Here is a 17809-nt window from a genome sequence, read left to right as displayed (position 1 = left end):
GAAACAGCGCGGCTCACTCGGCGTGCTGTTTATGTTTGGCAAAGGCCTGGGCCAATTGCTTGGCCGCCGACTCGCCGTTGGCCTGGGCGTAGCCGCGCAGCAGCGTGACTAGATGCTCATTGGCGAGCCAATAAGCATCTTCCGGGTAACGCATCATATGCTGAACATTTCGAGCGCGTTGCCATGCTGAGAGCGGTCGCGAGAATATCTTCATATCTGACAAATCGATCAGTGCATACTGCCCGTCGGGCATGCTCAAGACGTTACCTAGATGTAATGAGCGAAAGTAAATACCTGATTTATGCACGCGCCCGAGAAACGTACCGAACTTAAACAGTTGCTCAGCTAATTGGTCCTGGTTTAACTCACGCCAGTAATTGCGCAGGGTGACACCAGCAACGGGCTCGTATTGCAGGCCGTTGAGACCCAGTTCCGGTACTACAATGAGCTCAATGGTCACGGGGGCTGGAATACCCAGGGCGATCAAGCGCTCGGCATTGCGTGCGAAGCGCACTGAGGGCGGTGACCACAATGCCGAAGAGAATAAGCGCTTGCGCCGAAATAGTTTGAGGAAGCTACCGTCGGCGAGTTCGGCGACCTTCAGACCGTGGCCATCTTCCTCAATGGTCTTTGCACCCTGCAGCTTTGCCTTTAGTTGTGCCTGCGTCAGTGTGGTCATGCTGAGGCCTGCATGCGTTGGCGGATAGACAAGGCGGCAACCAATGCAACTGGAATCCAAGTCAGAAACCAGTTCTCATTCGGCCTTGAAAGAAAGGCGCTGCCTTCGGTGAGGCCGGCAAATACCCCATAACAGACTAAGGCTGAAACAAGCTGAATCGTCTTGTTGTGCCGTAACTCTATGGTCTTGCGTAATAGTGCTGCGTACATCGCAAGCCAAAGTGCCAACCCGATAAGCCCTGTATCCAGCATTACTGCCAGTTCGACATTATGTGGGTCTTCTAGCTTGCGGCCGCCTGCGGTGAACATGAACTCGCTCTGGTAGCCATGCCCCAGCCAAAGCTTTTCTTGAGCAATGGAAAGGGCTTGTTGCCATATCTCTGGGCGGTAAGAAAATCCCCGGGACATTAGCGAGCTGGGTAGGAAAAAATAAAGTGCCAGGCCCGCTAAACACACGGCGGAGAAAAGATAGAGCCCCTTTTTTCCTGATATCAGCATCAACCATATGGTTACGGCAAAAAGGGCCATCAATGGAGTTCTAGACCCTGTTTCAACCAGAACAGCCAATAATGGCAGCGCCAGGATGAAGCTATACCTGCTGAGTCGACCCTGTTGAGTGACCCAAAAGGCTAGCCAGTAGGTACAGAAAAAGCCAAATACATGGGATGACAGCAGAGGGTTGCGCATGGCCCCAGTACCAATGAGGCGTGCGCCGCTGCTAGCGTTTGGCAAGAAATGAATCAGGTTAATGACTGCCCCGACCGCCATGATGACCGCGCTGAGCCATAATGCTTTGAGCAGTAACTGTTCGTCCTTGCAGGCCATCATCGCGCAGCCTACAAACAGCATCAGTACATAGACTGGACGTTTGGCTACGCTTGCCGCGCTAGAGTCGGATAGGCTCCAGATAAGGCTGAGCAGCAGCCAAGCAGAAAACAAGACAAAACATACAACGATCGGCTCGCTTAGCAACTGCTTTATATACTGGGGCTTTAATATCAATCCCAGCAGTGCAGGGAACGCAAAGAGGCCATAGTACAGCTTGGTATAAAGGCTAGTGTTGGGGACCCAAATGAGCCCAGTCAGTAGCACAATATATCCAAGAGGTATCCAGTACTGTTGAATCAGCGCGTGTAACCTTGTACCTGCACCCATTTTTGCTGTCGAGGTAGATTGCATTGTCAGAACGGGGTTGTTAGAAAGGCGCGTAGCATAATTCATCTGCCCCAAATATGGAGATTTTGTCGGCTTTGTGCGCTGATTTGTGATCAGTTTTATGTCTGCAGTACAGGCGCATCTCGAGTCGTAGAGGGCCTGTGATATACTTTTTTATCCTACCGGTGCGTCGAGCCCTATGAGCGTTAAAACTCCTGCCCCAACCAGTCTGAAAATATATTTTCGTCTACTGAGCTATGTAAAGCCTTACATTGGCTACTTTAGCTTGAGCATCCTTGGCTACGTGATTTTTGCCTCGACCCAACCGATGCTTGCTGGAATTCTCAAGTATTTCGTGGATGGTCTGTCGAATCCGCAAGCGGTGCTATTTCCCAATGTGCCCTACCTGCAAAATTTGGAGTTGTTGCAGGCTGTTCCAATACTGATTGTGCTGATTGCAGTGTGGCAGGGGGTGGGCTCGTTTCTGGGTAACTTCTATCTGGCCAAAGTCTCATTGAGCTTGGTCCATGATCTGCGAACGGCACTCTTTAATAGTCTACTGAGTTTGCCCAATCGTTATTTCGACAGCCATAACTCGGGCCATCTGATTTCTCGCATTACCTTCAACGTGACCATGGTGACGGGGGCCGCTACGGATGCAATCAAGGTTGTTATTCGCGAAGGCCTGACGGTTATTTTCCTGTTTACCTATTTGTTATGGATGAATTGGCACCTCACGCTGGTGATGCTTGCGATCTTGCCGGTCATCGCTGTAATGGTCAGCAGTGCCAGCAAAAAATTCCGCAAGCAAAGTAAGAAAATCCAAGTGGCGATGGGGGATGTCACTCACGTTGCCTCTGAAACTATTCAGGGTTACAGGGTGGTTCGTAGCTTTGGTGGTGAAACCTACGAGGCCAAACGATTTGAAACTGCAAGTCGTGACAATACCCTGAAGCAATTGAAAATGACCAAGACTGGGGCGGTGTACACCCCCATGTTGCAGTTAGTTATTTACATCGCCATGGCCGTTTTGTTGTTCTTGGTGCTGTTTTTGCGCGGTGATGCAACGGCGGGTGATTTGGTGGCCTACATCACGGCCGCTGGTTTATTACCCAAGCCGATCCGCCAGCTTTCCGAGGTGAGTGCCACCATCCAGAAGGGCTTGGCCGCTGCGGACAGTATTTTTGAGCAGTTGGATGAGCCACCTGAAGTAGACACAGGTAAGTTCGAGATCGACAAAGCCACAGGCCGTATGGAGGTTAAGAACCTCAACTTTAAGTATCCAAGTGCTGAAAAGCAGGTGTTGCAGGACATCAACTTTGTTGCTGAACCCGGGCAAATGATCGCTCTGGTCGGGCGCTCTGGCAGTGGCAAGTCGACACTGGCGAACCTGATTCCGCGCTTCTATCACCATGAAAGCGGTCAGATCTTGCTGGACGGTGTTGATGTCGAGGACTACCAGCTGCGTAATCTGCGTCGCCACATTGCTTTGGTGACCCAGCAGACCACACTGTTTAATGACACGGTTGCCAACAATATCGCTTACGGCGACTTGGCGGGTGCGCCCCGTGAAGACATTGAAAGGGCCGTGGAGGCTGCGTACGCCAAGGAGTTTGTTGACAAGCTTCCACACGGTTTAGACACCGAAGTTGGCGAAAATGGTGTGTTGCTTTCCGGTGGCCAGCGTCAGCGCTTGGCGATTGCCCGTGCCTTGCTCAAGGATTCTCCGGTGTTGGTGCTCGATGAAGCCACTTCTGCGCTGGATACCGAGTCGGAGCGGCATATTCAAGCAGCGCTTGATCGCGTGATGAAAGGGCGCACGACATTGGTAATTGCTCATCGATTGTCGACGATTGAAAAGGCAGACCTTATTCTGGTTATGGATCAGGGTCAGATTGTAGAGCGTGGTACCCACGCTGAACTCTTGGCATTGAATGGCTATTACGCACGTTTGCATGCCATGGGTCTGGATGAAAACGCACCACTCAATCACGCCTGATAAACTATTCGACCGCCATCAACGGCCCTCGGAGTTCATATGAAGTTGTCCATGCCACGTTTTGAACAAGCCCCGGTTTTAGTCGTGGGTGATGTCATGCTCGACCGTTATTGGCATGGCGGTACTTCGCGGATATCTCCCGAAGCACCCGTGCCGGTGGTCAAGGTCGATCAAATTGAAGATCGTCCAGGTGGTGCCGCTAACGTTGCCCTGAATATTGCTGCGTTGGGCGCACCCGCCACGCTGGTGGGCGTGACCGGCGAAGACGAAGCTGCCGACAGTTTGACTGACAGCTTGCGTTGCGTGGGCGTTAAAACCCGGTTCCAGCGGATTAACGACCAACCGACCATTGTCAAACTGCGGGTGATGAGTCGTCACCAGCAGCTGTTGCGTATGGATTTTGAAGAGCCGTTCAATACCGACTCTGATGCGCTGGCTAAAGATGTCGAGTCGCTGCTCGACGGGGTGAAAGTGTTGGTGTTGTCGGACTACGGCAAAGGCGCCCTGAAAAATCATCAAGCCCTGGTGCAGCTCGCAGTTAAGCGTGGCATTCCGGTGTTGGCTGACCCGAAAGGCAAAGACTTTTCGATCTATCGGGGGGCGAGTCTGATCACGCCCAACCTGAGTGAGTTCGAAGCGATTGTGGGTATCTGTATCGACGAAGCCCAACTGGTCAGCAAGGGCGCCCAACTAATGCAGGAGCTGCAGCTAGGTGCATTGCTGGTGACGCGTGGCGAGCACGGCATGACCTTGTTACGCCCACAACATGCCCCGCTGCACCTGCCTGCTCGCGCCCGTGAAGTGTTCGATGTTACCGGTGCTGGCGATACAGTGATTTCAACTTTAGCCGCCTCAATTGCGGCTGGAGAGGAACTGCCACAAGCGGTGGCCCTTGCTAATCTGGCAGCAGGCATCGTCGTTGGCAAACTCGGCACTGCGGCGATCAGTGCGCCGGAGTTGCGCCGTGCTGTGCAACGTGAGCAGGGCTCTGAGCGTGGCGTGATGCGTCCCGATCAACTGTTGGTCGCGATTGAGGATGCCCGCGCCCATGGTGAGAAAATAGTCTTCACTAACGGTTGCTTTGACATCCTCCATGCGGGTCACGTGACCTACCTGGAGCAAGCCCGCGCTCAGGGGGATCGTCTGGTGCTGGCGGTTAATGATGACGCTTCGGTAAGCCGCTTGAAAGGGCCAGGCCGCCCGATAAACTCGGTGGATCGGCGAATGGCGGTATTGGCAGGGCTTGGCGCCGTTGACTGGGTGGTGAGTTTTGGCGAAGACACCCCGGAAAACTTGCTCAAACTGGTCCAACCGGATGTGCTGGTTAAAGGCGGCGACTACTCAATCGATAAAGTTGTCGGCGCAGATATCGTCACTGCCTATGGCGGCGAAGTTAGAGTGCTGGGGTTGGTCGAAAATAGCTCGACCACTGCCATCGTCGACAAAATCCGAAATCGTTAATGTCCCTTGTGCTAGCCACTGGCTTTATTGCCACTGGCTAGCGGCGGTGCGGTCATGGTCTGGTTGCAGGCATGACCGCATGATCTTTGGCATCTTTCATCGCTCAAGGAGCGAGATGCCATGTCCTCCGATGTTAGCGGTCATGCCTTGGCCTTGCTTAATCGCTTTGCTCAAGCAGATTGGCCTGATTACCTAAAACTACGTAAACCCTTCGAGACGTTGGTTTATAACGGCGCGAAAACAGGTTTTAAACTTGCTGCGCGGCGCTCAACCAACGCGCAAGCGCCACTGGCGCTGGAGGATTCGGGCGCGCTGTTTGATCTGACTTTGTCTGATGAGCAGAAAATGCTGATTGAGATGCTTGAAGGCTTCGCCAGCGAAGTTTTGCGGGCAGAAGCATACTCTGCTGATGAGCAGGCAACAGTCTCAGCGCCGTTGCTCAAGAAAATGCATGAGCTGGGCCTGGTTCATTATGCGGTGAGTGAACTCCACGGCGGCTTGGCTGGAGACTGCACGACCCTAACCAATGCCTTAATGGCGGAGTCGCTTGCAAAGGGCGATTTATCTCTCGCAGCGAGCATGTTAGTGCCATTATCCAGCGCTAACTGTATCCGGCGTTGGGGTTCAGCTAGCCAAAAGGCGCACTGGTTACCGCAGTTCCTCAAAGAAAATGACGCGCCACAAATGGCGATTGCCGTCAATGAACCGCATGGGTTATTCGACCCGCTTAAACTGACAACTCGGGCCAAGCGCAGAGGCAAGCACTATGTTCTTCATGGTGGAAAGTGCCTGGTCGTAAGAGGCCTTGATGCCAGTCATTTGATTATTGCCGCACAGACTGCACGAGGGCCTGCGCTGTTTATTGTCGATGCGGGCAGTAAAGGCGTGCAGCGCAAAGTTGAGCCTGCAATGGGGCTTAAAGCAACGGGTACATGCCGACTGCAATTGAGCGCGGTAAAAGTACCGCTTGAGGCGCGCTTAAGTGCCGATGATTTCAATTTCCACAGCTTTCTCAATTATGCCGAGCTGGCCTGGTGTGCCTTGGCGGTGGGAACAGCCCAGTCGGCCCTGGATTACGTGATTACCTACTGCAACGAGCGCATAGCCTTTGCGGAGCCGATCAGCCACCGACAAGGGGTGGCATTCATGATCGCCGACATGGCAGTCGAGATCGACGCCATGCGCCTGATGGTTCGGAACGCCTGCTCATTAGCCGAGCGCGGCAAACCGTTTCAGCAGATGAGCTACCTGACCCATCTACTCTGCGCCGAGAAGGCGATGAAAATTGCAACCGACGCGGTGCAGTTACTGGGCGGGCATGGATTCACTAAAGATCATCCGGCGGAGCGCTGGTACCGAGACATTCGCGCTGTTGCGCTAATGAAAGGCGGGCTTCAGTTGTAGCCCGTCTATCTCCGGCATTTGCCTTGAGGAATAAAGATGAATCTTGATATACCAAAGAAATTCAAAGGCCTGGTGAACCATGCTCATCAAGTGGCAGAGCATTATTACCGACCTATTTCGCGCAAGTACGATAAGGCCGAGCATAGTTATCCGCGTGAGCTGGAGCTTCTGGCGACGTTGCTTGACGGTATGAATGCCAGCTCACCTGAGGCAATTGGTGCGACATCGGCAAGTAAACGTGGCGACGTTGAACACGATCAGGGCATCAAGAACGGCGGCAATATGGCGGCCTTGTTGGGCATTATGGAGCTGTGCTGGGGCGATGTAGGGTTACTGTTGGCGATGCCGCGACAGGGCTTGGGTAATGCTGCAATTGCTGCGGTGGCTGATGCGGATCAACTGCAGCGTTTCAAGGGGATCTGGGCGGCAATGGCAATCACTGAGCCGGGTTGTGGTTCTGACTCCGCGGCCATCCGCACGACAGCAACCCAGGACGGTGACGACTACATCATCAATGGCGAAAAGATCTTCGTGACCTCCGGTGAGCGCGCCGATGCGGTAGTGGTTTGGGCTACGTTGGATAAAGCGCTGGGACGTGCGGCTATCAAGTCTTTTGTGGTTGAGCATGGCACGCCGGGTATGAGCGTGACGCGGTTAGAGAAAAAACTCGGGATTAAAGCTTCGGACACCGCCTCCATCAGCTTTACGGATTGTCGGGTACCTGCTCGCAACATGCTGGGCCCTGCGGAAATCAATGTCGAAAAAGGCTTTGCCGGGGTGATGGAAACTTTTGATAACACCCGGCCGTTAGTGGCGGGTATGGCGATTGGCGTGGCCAAAGCTTCGCTTGACCGCACTCGCGAGTTGCTCAAGAAAAAACTCACGTTTGATTACGCTACGACGCTGTTTAATGTCAGTCACGCTCAAGCTACGTTGTATCAGCTGGAAGCTGACTGGCAGGCGGCACGCTTGTTGACCCTTAAAGCCGCATGGATGGCAGACAATCGTATGCCTAACTCGAAAGAGGCGTCTATTGCGAAAGCTAAAGCTGGGCGTGTGGCCAATCAACTGACGTTGAAGTGTGTCGAGTTAGTCGGGGCGCTGGGATATGGCGAGGATGAGTTACTGGAAAAGTGGGCGCGCGACTCAAAAATTCTAGATATTTTTGAAGGCACCCAGCAAATCCAGTTATTGATTATTGCCCGACGTCTACTCGGTAAGACATCGTCCGAATTGAAGTAGTCGGCTGGTTACTCCGTTGCGTTGAACCTTGAATCCAGGTGTGTGGCCTTATGCATGACCAGCCGCTTTGAGCTGTGGCGGTGGGTTAGGCGCAGCAGTTTTAGGCGTTTGTTTGGTTTTGGCGGGTGTTTGAAGGTCTTGTTGTTGTACCCAGTCTTTCCAGCGGATGTGCGAATCTCGAACCACCCAGCCATCTTGAGGTGCAAAGCTTTCTGCCAACCAAACGCCCCGGGTGCTCGCTACCTTCAGCGCGCCTTTGTGCAAAGTGAACAGTTCGCCGGTGGGGCGACCTTGCTCCAGTGGCAGCAAAAACAGATCGGGGCGAGTGCGTTGCAAGCGTGCAACGAGCTTGCCGTCTTCAAGGCACTCGTCAACGTGGAACAGGCTCAACTGCTTGGCTTCTTTCGGCAGCTCCAAGCACAGATCATAAACCAGCTGCAACGAAGCGGTCGGCAAATGTACATAGGCGCGTGGACGCTCAAGTAAGGTCAGATTGCCACATTGAACCGGGCGTGCGGCTCCTGAGAGCGGGCTTAAGCGAAAGTTGACCGCCTCGCGATAATGCAGCGAGCCTTGATACGGCGCCGGCAGCCAAGTATCACCGAATCGGCCACTCAGCCAGCCCTCTGGGGTTTCCAGTAAGCACTCTTCAGCGACTTCTTGAATTGCAGTGAGCAAGGGTAAGTTGAGTTCGTGGGCGGGTACATAGCCCGATATTAACTTGAGCACCACATCACCGCGATCAAGCCGGCGTTGGCGGACCAGTACCCAATATTCGCGGCCTTGCCATTTCAGTGTCAGGCGAACTGAAACACCAAGATTTGCCAGCTCAACTGAAAACCGTTGCGGGTCGGTAATGTCTACCTTTTTTCGGCGCTTAAGCATTTCATCGAAATTGAGTGGCCAGCCGTAACCTTGGTAAGTCAGGCCATCGGGGGTGGCCTCGACACGCAATGGCAAGGTTTTAAAGTTGCCAGGATCTTTGCTGATTAAGGTGCGCGACATCTGAACTCCTCTGCGATTAGCCATTTAGCCAATGCGGTGGGTGACGGCTTTTGACTCTAGAGCCTGCCACAGTTTCACTGTCACTAAGGCGATGGGCTGGACAGAAAATGTTTCAGGCGATGTCTTGAATCACGGCCGCTGCGCTTGCAACGTTAGCGGTTAAATGTTGCGGATTAATGGTGCCAATAATTGCACTTGAAACGGCCCGATGGGCAAATATCAATTCGAAACTGGCGCGGATCGGATCCTCGCCAGGTGCTAAGCATGCGTGACCGCTGGCCAAGGCCTTTTTAATCAAAATGCCTTTGTTGTGCGCCTGTGCATAATCCAATACCGGCAATTCATCTTGTTGATTCAGGTTGTAGGTCACCATCGCACAATCGCCATCAGCCAGCGCTAGCAAACCACCTTCAACGGTTTTCCCGGACAGGCCGAAACTACGGATTTTGCCTTCGCGCTTCAACTCGGACAACGTCTGGTAAATACCGCTGTCACGAAGTATCGAGGCATCGTTGCCATCGGAATGTACCAGCAACATATCAATGTAGTCGGTTTCCAAGCGTTTTAGGCTACGTTCGACGGAGAGTCTTGTGTGCGCTGGGCTGAAATCAAAATACGACAAGCCGTTTTCAAACTCTTCGCCGACCTTGCTGACAATCACCCAGTCTTGGCGCTGGCCGCGCAATAGAGGCCCTAAGCGCGTTTCACTCGTGCCATAAGCAGGGGCAGTGTCGATCAGGTTGATACCTAAATTTTGGCTAAGGGCGAGCAGGTTGCGCACACTGGCATCATCGGGAATGGTGAAACCATTGGGATATTTAACCCCCTGGTCGCGACCAATCTTGACGGTGCCCAGCCCCAGCGGCGAGACCGATAATCCGGTTGAACCAAGCGGGCGGTGCAGGCCATGCAGGGTCTGAGTCAAAACAAGCTCTCCCATACTGGTTGGGCTATTGCTGGCCGTGGTAAATCAGGCAGGGTCGAGGCTGCGCTGGGCTCGACGCCATCGCGTTTGAAGCTAGCCAGCACCCGGTCGGAAAAGTCGGGGGCAAGCGCCAGCTTTGTCGGCCAACCAATAAGCAAGTTATCTGATTCAGCGAGAAATGCATTGTCTGGGCGTGTCAGGCCAGATTGCGCTGGTTCTGCGCGGTCAACGCGCAGGGTTGCCCATTGCGCACTGGATAGATCGATCCAAGGCAGCAGGTCACCCAGTTCTTTTTGCGCGACTTTGATCTGTGAATCCGGGTCGCGGGCGACACCTTCAGCTTCTGCAATATCACCGCCCAAGTACCAAACCCACTGACCGTCAGCTGCCGGGTGAGTGGTGACCGTAACCCGAGGTTTCGGACCGCCGCCGAGGCAATGAGCGTACAGCGGCTTCAGGGTCGGACCTTTGACTAAAATCATATGCAGCGGACGCAGTTGTTGAGTAGGCTGACTGATGTTCAGGGTCTTGAGCAGTTCAGCATTACCGTCACCCGCGCTGAGGACGATTCGTTGTGCGCGAATCTCACAGCCATCGACGCGCAGGCCGACTAATTTGTCAGACTCCAATAACGGCTCGATGGTCTGTCCTGCAAATAAGCTATCGCCAGACAATTCGGCAAGGCGGTTGATCAGGCTGGGCACATCCAGCACCAGCTCTGCGAGGCGGTAAACTTTGCCTTTGAATTTGGCGTGCTGCAGTGCGGGTGGCAGTTGATCGCCTTTAACTTGATCGACGCGCCCGCGCACAGCCTTACTGGCAAAAAAGCTGGTGAGGTTGCCGGCGATTGTGCCGGGCGACCACAAATAATGGGCATCGGAAAGTAAGCGCACACCGCTGAGATCGAGTTCGCCGGTGCCCGCCAACGCCTCGCGCCAGCGTCTTGGCATATCGGCAATCGCCTCGGAAGCACCGGTGAGCGCACCATGCAGCGCATACTTGGCGCCGCCATGGATGATTCCCTGTGATTTAACGCTCTGGCCGCCACCTAATGTGTGGCTTTCAACCAGAATGGTGGCGAAACCTTCTTTGCGCAGACGTGCATTCAGCCACAGGCCAGCGATACCGCCGCCGATGATTAGAACGTCTGTGCTTAGAGTGCTGGGCATACTCGCGTCTCATCAAAATATCAGACGCCCAGTATAACCTGCTTGCTGGACTCGGCTCGCCATGTGATGCCGAAAACCTGTAGACGGCCAAGGCTCTCGGCGCAGTTGAATGTCACGATCAGTGGCCGGTGGTTTGGGAGAACAGTTGAATAACCATGACCCCCGCGACAATCAGTCCCATGCCGAGCATGGCAGGCAGGTCGAGTCGCTGCTGATAAATAAAGGTCGCGGCAATACTCACCAGAACAATACCCAGCCCCGCCCAAACAGCATAGGCGACACCCACGGGGATGGTTTTGACGACCAAGCTGAGCATCCAGAAGGAAATCGCGTAACCGACAATTACCAGAATTAGCGGCAGTGGTTTGCTCAGGCCGCTGATGGCTTTCATCGATGTGGTCGCGATGACTTCAGCTGTCACTGCAATTGCTAAGTAAAGGTATCCGCTCATATGCATGTCTCCTGTGCAAGCCGGCTATTCTAGTTATTTGGCTGATGGGATAAAGTGATTACCTGCCTGTAATGGAGATAGGTTGTGCAGTGGAATCTTGAACAAATTCGCTTATTTGTCAGCGTTGCTGAAGGGCAATCGTTTTCGGCCGTTGCGCGGCAAATGAACCGGGTTCAGTCCGCCGTCAGCAGTTCGATTGCGATGCTTGAGGCGGATCTTGGTGTACTGCTGTTTGAACGCAGCAGTGGTCGCCAGCCGCGCCTGACCAAAGAGGGGGCTGCGCTGTTGGAAGAAGCTCGCGAGGTTTTGCGTCAATGTCAGCGCTTGGAGGGCAGGGCACTTGGCTTGGTGCGGGGCGAGGAGTTGTGCTTGCGCTTAGCGCAAGATGAGGCCATGCCCTATCAACCGGTGCTCGATAGTCTGGAGGCGCTCTCGCAGGCGTATCCCTTGATTGAAGTTCAACTGGCAAGCGGCGCGCAAGGTGAAGTCGCGCGAAAACTACTCGAACGCCGTGCAGACCTAGGTTTGTTGTTTCACCATGAGCAAATGCCCGACGCGCTTGAGCGCCAGCGCTTGGGCACGGTTGAGATGGTTACGGTTTGCGGTGCAGGGCATTCGCTTGCCGGGCTTAAGCGGGTTGATCGACGTGAGCTGGCGCGTCATCGGCAACTATTGATGGCGCTACAGGACAGCCGTTACCCCGGCGGTGAGCAGATCAGCCCGGCCGTGTGGCGCGCCGACAGCTTTTACGCCATGGCCGAGCTATTGATACGCAACTTGGGCTGGGCGTGGTTGCCGCGTCATGTGGTGCAGTACCCCACGTATCACAACCACTTGGTCGAATTGAGCAGTGACTGGACGCCACCACCGCTGGTGGTTGAATTGGTCTGGCGGCGGGATGAAACGCTGGGGCCGGCGGCGCGTTGGCTTGCGGATCGCTTTGCCGAGCACTTGCGCGCAATTGGCTGAGCCTCTGATAAGCTGATCAACTTCCAAATTTGGCCCCTTATTTATTAAGCCGAGCACTAATGAACCGTTTGCTTTACACCTTGTTGTTCCATCTAGGCCTGCCATTAGTCGCTGTACGTTTGGCCCTGCGTGCACGCAAGGCATCGGCTTATGCCTCGCGAATTGGCGAGCGCTTTTCGTTTGATTTGCCGCCGCTCAAGCCGGGCGGAATTTGGGTGCATGCGGTTTCTGTCGGAGAGAGTATCGCCGCCGCGCCGATGATCCGTGAACTGATGACGCGTCATCCTGATCTGCCGATTACCATCACCTGCATGACGCCAACCGGTTCGGAACGTATTCAGGCGATGTTTGGTGGCGCCGAATACCAAGGCCGCGTGCAACATTGCTATTTGGGCTACGACTTGCCTTGGGTGGCAGCGCGGTTTCTGGATCGGGCTCAACCCAGGCTTGCGGTGATAATGGAAACCGAATTGTGGCCCAACCACATCAATCAGTGCGCCAAGCGCGGTATTCCAGTGGCGTTGGCCAACGCGCGCTTGTCCGAGCGTTCGGCGCGAGGGTACGCGAGATTTTCCAGGTTGACCGCGCCAATGCTGGCGCAGATGAGTCTGATCGCCGCGCAAACGCCGGTTGAGGCTGCACGTTTTATCTCATTGGGTGCGCGCGAGGCGTGCGTTGAAGTGACGGGGTCGATCAAGTTTGACCTGACTATCGACCCGGCGTTACTTGAGCGTGCGCATGCACTGCGTACTGAGTGGGCGGCGCTTGAACGTCCGTTGTGGATTGCCGCAAGTACGCATGAGGGCGAGGATGAGCAGATCATTACTGCACATCGCAGGCTATTGCAGCAGTGGCCTGATGCACTATTGATTTTGGTGCCGCGTCACCCTGAGCGGTTTAATGCGGTGTTCGAACAAATCAAAGCTGCCGGGTTACAGGTTCAGCGTCGCTCAACGGACGAGTTGGTCACGGCTGAGCATCAGGTTTTACTGGGCGACACCATGGGTGAGTTGCTGTTTTTGTATGCGCTGGCCGATGTCGCATTTGTGGGCGGTAGCTTGGTTGCCAATGGTGGGCATAACTTGCTGGAGCCGGCAGCGTTGAGTAAGCCAGTGCTGAGTGGCCCGCACTTATTCAACTTTCTTGAGATTGCCAATCAACTGCGTGAGGCAGGCGCTTTGCTTGAAGTGAGTAATGCGGATCAGTTGGCGCAGCAGGTTGCGCAGCTGTGGCGAACACCGCAGCAGGCAGATGCAATGCGTGCTTCTGGCTTGTCAGTGATGCGGGCTAATCAAGGTGCGCTGCAACGATTGCTGGCGGGGTTGGAGCGTTGCTTAAAGGCTGGGTGATTGCCTCTCAGAGGTATTTCCAAAGCGTAAAAAACCCGACGTCAGTCGGGTTTTTTATCTGCGCCCAAACTTAGTAGTTGGGGTTGCCCTTCAACTGGGCTTCTGCGGCTTCAGCAAGATCTGGCGGCAGGAAGTCTTTGTCCGGGTTGTAGTCCGGTTTCAAGTAGTTATCCAGCGCTTCCAGATCACCAGGGCTCAACGTACCAGCGGTTTGCTTTAAACGCAGGTTGTTGAGGATGTAGTCATAGCGCGCATCGTTATAGGTACGAACTGAGCTGTACAGCTGACGTTGGGCATCGAGTACGTCAACGATGTTACGTGTACCCACCTGATAACCAATTTCGGTTGCTTCCAGCGCGCTCTGGTTGGAGACGATCGACTGTTTGCGTGCCTTTACGGTTTCGACATCGGTGTTAACTGCGCGGTGCAGGTTGCGCGTGTCCTGTACCACCTGACGGCGCAGGCTTTCGCGTTGCTGCTCGGTCTGGTTCAGGCGCTCATAGGCTTCGCGTACTTGCGAGCTGGTCAGGCCACCGCTGTAGATTGGGATATTCAGCTGCAGGCCAATCGAGCTTTGCTCAACATCGCCACTGTAAGGTGGTACGCCGCTGTTCAGGCCGCTGTTGGTGAAGCCAAGGCTGTCGTTGTCACCTTTTTTATAACTGGCGACGGCGTCAAGCGTTGGGGCGTGGCCCGACTTGCGTTGGCTAAGGGTTTCTTTCGCAGCATCAACTGCGTAGTTGCTGGCCAGCAGATTGAGATTCTGAGCTGCCGCCGTGTCGACCCATGCTTTGGCGTCGTTAGGCGTTGGCGCCAAGATCGGCAGGGTGTGGCGCATGCCCTCAAGTGCTGGGTAATCGCGGTTGGTCAAGGTGGTCAGTGCTTGAAAGGCATCGTCCACTTGACGCTCAGCAATGATGCGGTTCGCGCGAGCGGTGTCGTAGCCTGCTTGTGATTCAAGCACATCGGTTTTATCCGAAAGGCCGACATCAAAACGCTCGTTGGACTGATCCAGCTGACGTTTGAACGCTGCTTCTTCAGCCTTGGTCGAGGCCAGGTTGTCTTGCGCGCGGAGCACATTGAAGTAGCTCTCGGCACTTTGCAGAATCAGGTTTTGCTCGGTTGCAGACAGATCAAGAGCGGCTTGTTCGCTAGTGGCTTCAGCGGCTTGCAGCTGGAACCAGCGGTCTGCACGGAACAGCGGTTGGCTTAAGTTTGCCTGATACACCGTGCCGCTGCGGTTAGCGGTATAGGACGGTGAATCAAGTTTGGTGCGGGTATCAGCAAGCTCGGCGCCAGCGGATAAGTTAGGTAGTAACCCTGCACGTGCTTGCGGAACGACTTCACGGCGCGCTTGATAGTCGGCGCGAGCGGCGGCGATATCAGCGTTATTCTGCGCTGCTTCCCGATAAACCGATATCAGGTCGTTCATTGCGGTGGTCGGAGCTTGTTCAGCCCAAGCTTGACCGGTTATCGCACTAGCAACAGCGACAGCCAGAGAAAGTCTACGCAACATTGAGGTGATCCTAAAATTAGCAGTAATCGACAAGGCTAAGCGTCGCTGACGAGAGGGTCAAGACTGGCAATTAGCGTCATGAGTGTAGTTTGCAACAAGCTATGTTGCTTAATCGCAACAATTCTACAGTTTAGTGTAAGTACTGTTGATGTTAATACTCCTTATATTACCGCGTCACGAATCGACTAGTTGGCAAATCGATAGATTGTCAAAATGATTGGGCGGTAAATGTTTGGGCCGCACTCGGTTGAGCTGCACTCGATTGGGTCGCAAACCGACGCGCGGGTCAGCTTATTTTGACTTGTGGGTTGGATTTCACAAGCGTGCTGATAGAATGGTGATGTTCTTGTCGGGGTGCCCTAATTGAGGGGCTGAGATTGGCTGTTGCCGGATCCCGTTGAACCTGATCAGGTTAAGGCCTGCGTAGGGAACAAGATGTCCTCGCCATTCCCTCGGCGAGTCTTCTCAGCACCGTTTCGGTGACTCCCGCGCTAGCACTCCCTCGTTCAAGTTCGCTCCGACAACTATCTCAGGAGAGAGCCGTCGATGAGCGTACAACAACAAAATAGCCCCAAGAATCTCAGTGAGTCCGCGCAGGTTGACCAGCAGTCAGTCCAGCCGTTTACCCGTTCACGCAAGATTTATGTAGAAGGCTCGCGCGCCGATATCCGCGTGCCTATGCGTGAGATCAGCCTCGACATCACGCCGACCGAGTTTGGTGGTGAAGTGAACGCCCCGGTAATGGTGTATGACACGTCGGGCCCGTACACCGACCCGCAAGTGCAGATTGATGTGCGCAAGGGTTTGGCGGACGTGCGCTCGGCATGGATCGTGGATCGTGGTGACACAGAACAGCTCGACGGTTTGAGCTCACATTTTGGTCAAGTGCGTCTGGCGGACGCAGAACTCAGCAAAATGCGTTTCGCCCATGTACGTAACCCGCGCCGGGCGAAGGAAGGCCACAACGTCAGCCAAATGCACTACGCACGTCAGGGCATCATTACGCCTGAGATGGAGTACGTGGCGATTCGCGAGAACCTTAAGCTGCAAGAAGCTCGTGCCGCTGGCTTGCTTGAAGAGCAGCATCCAGGGCAAAGCTTCGGTGCTTCTATTCCACAGCAGATCACCGCTGAGTTTGTCCGTGAAGAAGTTGCCCGTGGCCGTGCGATTATTCCAGCAAACATTAATCACACCGAGCTTGAGCCGATGATTATTGGCCGTAACTTTCTGGTGAAGATTAACGGCAACATTGGTAACTCAGCGCTGGGCTCATCGATCGAAGAAGAAGTCGCCAAGCTGACGTGGGGTATTCGCTGGGGCTCGGACACCGTAATGGATTTGTCGACCGGCAAGCACATCCACGAAACCCGTGAGTGGATTATCCGCAACTCACCCGTGCCAATCGGCACGGTGCCGATCTACCAGGCCTTGGAAAAAGTCAACGGAGTTGCCGAAGACCTGACGTGGGAGCTGTTTCGCGACACCTTGATTGAGCAGGCCGAGCAGGGTGTTGATTACTTCACCATTCATGCGGGTGTGCTGCTGCGTTACGTGCCACTGACGGCGAAGCGAGTGACGGGCATTGTTTCTCGTGGCGGCTCAATCATGGCCAAGTGGTGCTTGGCTCATCACCAAGAAAACTTTTTGTACACCCACTTTGATGAAATCTGCGAAATCATGAAGGCCTATGACGTCAGCTTCTCGCTGGGTGACGGCTTGCGTCCTGGCTCGATTGCCGACGCCAACGATGCCGCGCAGTTCGGCGAGCTGGAAACCCTTGGCGAACTGACCAAGATTGCCTGGAAGCATGACGTGCAGTGCATGATCGAAGGGCCAGGGCATGTGCCGATGCACCTGATCAAAGAGAACATGGACAAGCAACTGGAGTGCTGTGATGAGGCTCCGTTCTATACGCTTGGTCCGCTGACTACGGATATTGCGCCTGGCTACGACCACATCACCTCCGGCATTGGTGCGGCGATGATCGGCTGGTTTGGCTGCGCGATGCTTTGCTACGTGACACCCAAAGAGCACTTGGGCCTGCCTAATAAGGATGATGTTAAAACCGGCATCATCACTTACAAGATTGCCGCCCACGCTGCTGACTTGGCGAAGGGGCATCCGGGGGCGCAGATTCGTGACAATGCCTTGTCCAAGGCGCGCTTTGAATTCCGCTGGGACGACCAGTTCAACCTCGGCCTTGATCCCGACACCGCGCGCAGTTATCACGATGAAACCCTGCCTAAAGACTCCGCCAAGGTCGCGCACTTCTGCTCCATGTGTGGGCCGAAGTTCTGCTCGATGAAAATCACCCAGGAAGTGCGTGAGTACGCCAAGGTGAATGGCTTGTCAGAGGAAAGCAAAGCGATTGAGGCGGGCTTCAAAGAGCAAGCGCAGCGCTTTAAAGAAGAAGGCTCGGTGATCTACCGCCAGGTCTGATTCAGATGCGTTGAGTGAAACTGCGAACGCCCGGCTGTATCCAGTCG

14 protein-coding genes and 1 riboswitch are annotated in these 17809 nt (G+C 54.4%); of the genes, 7 read left to right on the top strand and 7 right to left on the bottom strand.

Annotated elements, in window-relative coordinates:
• Positions 1-13 precede the first annotated feature (13 nt).
• Together B9K09_RS22865 and B9K09_RS22860 are read right to left on the bottom strand one after the other, a co-directional pair.
• The gene (locus tag B9K09_RS22865) at positions 14-679 is read right to left on the bottom strand and encodes a polymerase (RefSeq protein WP_256574119.1); all 666 of its coding nucleotides are present in this window, start codon (positions 677-679) and stop codon (positions 14-16) included.
• Positions 676-1899 carry an O-antigen ligase gene (locus B9K09_RS22860; RefSeq protein ID WP_256574118.1) on the bottom strand — a complete coding sequence of 408 codons (1224 nt, stop codon included), beginning with the start codon at positions 1897-1899 and terminating at the stop codon, positions 676-678. The genes B9K09_RS22865 and B9K09_RS22860 overlap by 4 nt, the downstream gene beginning before the upstream one ends.
• Positions 1900-2032: 133 nt before the next feature.
• Here B9K09_RS22860 and msbA point away from each other — a divergent pair, with 133 nt between their 5' ends.
• The 4 genes from msbA to B9K09_RS19775 all read left to right on the top strand — a co-directional run bounded on the left by msbA (position 2033) and on the right by B9K09_RS19775 (position 7939).
• A complete protein-coding gene (gene msbA, locus B9K09_RS19790; RefSeq protein WP_087518413.1) occupies positions 2033-3832 on the top strand; it encodes a lipid A export permease/ATP-binding protein MsbA in 1800 nt (599 codons plus the stop codon).
• A 39-nt stretch (positions 3833-3871) separates the two neighbouring features.
• Entirely contained in the window at positions 3872-5293 is a 1422-nt protein-coding gene (hldE, locus tag B9K09_RS19785; RefSeq protein ID WP_087518412.1) for a bifunctional D-glycero-beta-D-manno-heptose-7-phosphate kinase/D-glycero-beta-D-manno-heptose 1-phosphate adenylyltransferase HldE, read from the top strand.
• Between the two features lie 120 nt (positions 5294-5413).
• On the top strand, positions 5414-6697 hold the full coding sequence (locus B9K09_RS19780) for an acyl-CoA dehydrogenase family protein (protein WP_087518411.1): 1284 nt from the start codon (positions 5414-5416) through the stop codon (positions 6695-6697).
• Positions 6698-6733: 36 nt separating this feature from the next.
• Positions 6734-7939, top strand: a complete 1206-nt coding sequence (locus B9K09_RS19775) for an acyl-CoA dehydrogenase family protein (RefSeq protein ID WP_087518410.1) — start codon at positions 6734-6736, stop codon at positions 7937-7939.
• 48 nt (positions 7940-7987) lie between these two features.
• On the opposite strand, the gene B9K09_RS19770 is transcribed toward B9K09_RS19775, so the two are convergent.
• The 4 genes from B9K09_RS19770 to B9K09_RS19755 form a co-directional block, all read right to left on the bottom strand.
• The gene (locus B9K09_RS19770) at positions 7988-8944 is read right to left on the bottom strand and encodes a metal ABC transporter ATPase (protein WP_087518409.1); all 957 of its coding nucleotides are present in this window, start codon (positions 8942-8944) and stop codon (positions 7988-7990) included.
• Between the two features lie 112 nt (positions 8945-9056).
• Positions 9057-9869 (bottom strand): aldo/keto reductase, encoded by an 813-nt coding sequence (locus tag B9K09_RS19765; RefSeq protein ID WP_177408683.1) that lies wholly within the window; start codon positions 9867-9869, stop codon positions 9057-9059.
• The gene (locus B9K09_RS19760) at positions 9866-11038 is read right to left on the bottom strand and encodes an FAD-dependent oxidoreductase (protein WP_087518407.1); all 1173 of its coding nucleotides are present in this window, start codon (positions 11036-11038) and stop codon (positions 9866-9868) included. Before B9K09_RS19760 ends, B9K09_RS19765 begins: the two co-directional genes overlap by 4 nt.
• Positions 11039-11156: 118 nt before the next feature.
• Positions 11157-11489, bottom strand: coding sequence for a multidrug efflux SMR transporter (locus B9K09_RS19755; protein WP_087518406.1), 333 nt, complete (start codon positions 11487-11489; stop codon positions 11157-11159).
• An 84-nt stretch (positions 11490-11573) separates the two neighbouring features.
• On the opposite strand from B9K09_RS19755, the gene B9K09_RS19750 reads away from it, so the two are divergent.
• Both B9K09_RS19750 and waaA read left to right on the top strand, forming a co-directional pair.
• Positions 11574-12458: a LysR family transcriptional regulator gene (locus B9K09_RS19750; RefSeq protein ID WP_087518405.1), complete on the top strand. Its 885-nt coding sequence runs from the start codon at positions 11574-11576 to the stop codon at positions 12456-12458.
• A gap of 59 nt (positions 12459-12517) precedes the next feature.
• Positions 12518-13807 (top strand): lipid IV(A) 3-deoxy-D-manno-octulosonic acid transferase, encoded by a 1290-nt coding sequence (waaA, locus tag B9K09_RS19745; protein WP_087518404.1) that lies wholly within the window; start codon positions 12518-12520, stop codon positions 13805-13807.
• Positions 13808-13877: 70 nt separating this feature from the next.
• Here waaA and B9K09_RS19740 read toward each other — a convergent pair whose 3' ends face one another.
• Entirely contained in the window at positions 13878-15323 is a 1446-nt protein-coding gene (locus B9K09_RS19740; RefSeq protein ID WP_087518403.1) for a TolC family outer membrane protein, read from the bottom strand.
• Between the two features lie 340 nt (positions 15324-15663).
• Positions 15664-15770, top strand: a riboswitch (TPP riboswitch).
• A 99-nt stretch (positions 15771-15869) separates the two neighbouring features.
• Between B9K09_RS19740 and thiC the strand changes: the two genes are divergently transcribed.
• A complete protein-coding gene (gene thiC / locus B9K09_RS19735) occupies positions 15870-17762 on the top strand; it encodes a phosphomethylpyrimidine synthase ThiC (RefSeq protein ID WP_087518402.1) in 1893 nt (630 codons plus the stop codon).
• Positions 17763-17809 lie beyond the last annotated feature (47 nt).

Source organism: Pseudomonas sp. M30-35, assembly GCF_002163625.1.
GTDB lineage: Bacteria > Pseudomonadota > Gammaproteobacteria > Pseudomonadales > Pseudomonadaceae > Aquipseudomonas.
The sequence above is the reverse complement of the archived record's forward strand: the minus strand, read 5'-3'. Positions and strand labels throughout refer to the sequence as shown.

What these genes read in the sequence shown, in the direction of transcription:
- B9K09_RS22865 (WP_256574119.1), bottom strand. Translation starts at nt 679, where the DNA reads ATGACCACACTGACGCAGGCACAACTAAAGGCAAAGCTGCAGGGTGCA.
- B9K09_RS22860 (WP_256574118.1), bottom strand. Translation starts at nt 1,899, where the DNA reads ATGAATTATGCTACGCGCCTTTCTAACAACCCCGTTCTGACAATGCAA.
- msbA (WP_087518413.1), top strand. Translation starts at nt 2,033, where the DNA reads ATGAGCGTTAAAACTCCTGCCCCAACCAGTCTGAAAATATATTTTCGT.
- hldE (WP_087518412.1), top strand. Translation starts at nt 3,872, where the DNA reads ATGAAGTTGTCCATGCCACGTTTTGAACAAGCCCCGGTTTTAGTCGTG.
- B9K09_RS19780 (WP_087518411.1), top strand. Translation starts at nt 5,414, where the DNA reads ATGTCCTCCGATGTTAGCGGTCATGCCTTGGCCTTGCTTAATCGCTTT.
- B9K09_RS19775 (WP_087518410.1), top strand. Translation starts at nt 6,734, where the DNA reads ATGAATCTTGATATACCAAAGAAATTCAAAGGCCTGGTGAACCATGCT.
- B9K09_RS19770 (WP_087518409.1), bottom strand. Translation starts at nt 8,944, where the DNA reads ATGTCGCGCACCTTAATCAGCAAAGATCCTGGCAACTTTAAAACCTTG.
- B9K09_RS19760 (WP_087518407.1), bottom strand. Translation starts at nt 11,038, where the DNA reads ATGCCCAGCACTCTAAGCACAGACGTTCTAATCATCGGCGGCGGTATC.
- B9K09_RS19755 (WP_087518406.1), bottom strand. Translation starts at nt 11,489, where the DNA reads ATGAGCGGATACCTTTACTTAGCAATTGCAGTGACAGCTGAAGTCATC.
- waaA (WP_087518404.1), top strand. Translation starts at nt 12,518, where the DNA reads ATGAACCGTTTGCTTTACACCTTGTTGTTCCATCTAGGCCTGCCATTA.
- B9K09_RS19740 (WP_087518403.1), bottom strand. Translation starts at nt 15,323, where the DNA reads ATGTTGCGTAGACTTTCTCTGGCTGTCGCTGTTGCTAGTGCGATAACC.
- thiC (WP_087518402.1), top strand. Translation starts at nt 15,870, where the DNA reads ATGAGCGTACAACAACAAAATAGCCCCAAGAATCTCAGTGAGTCCGCG.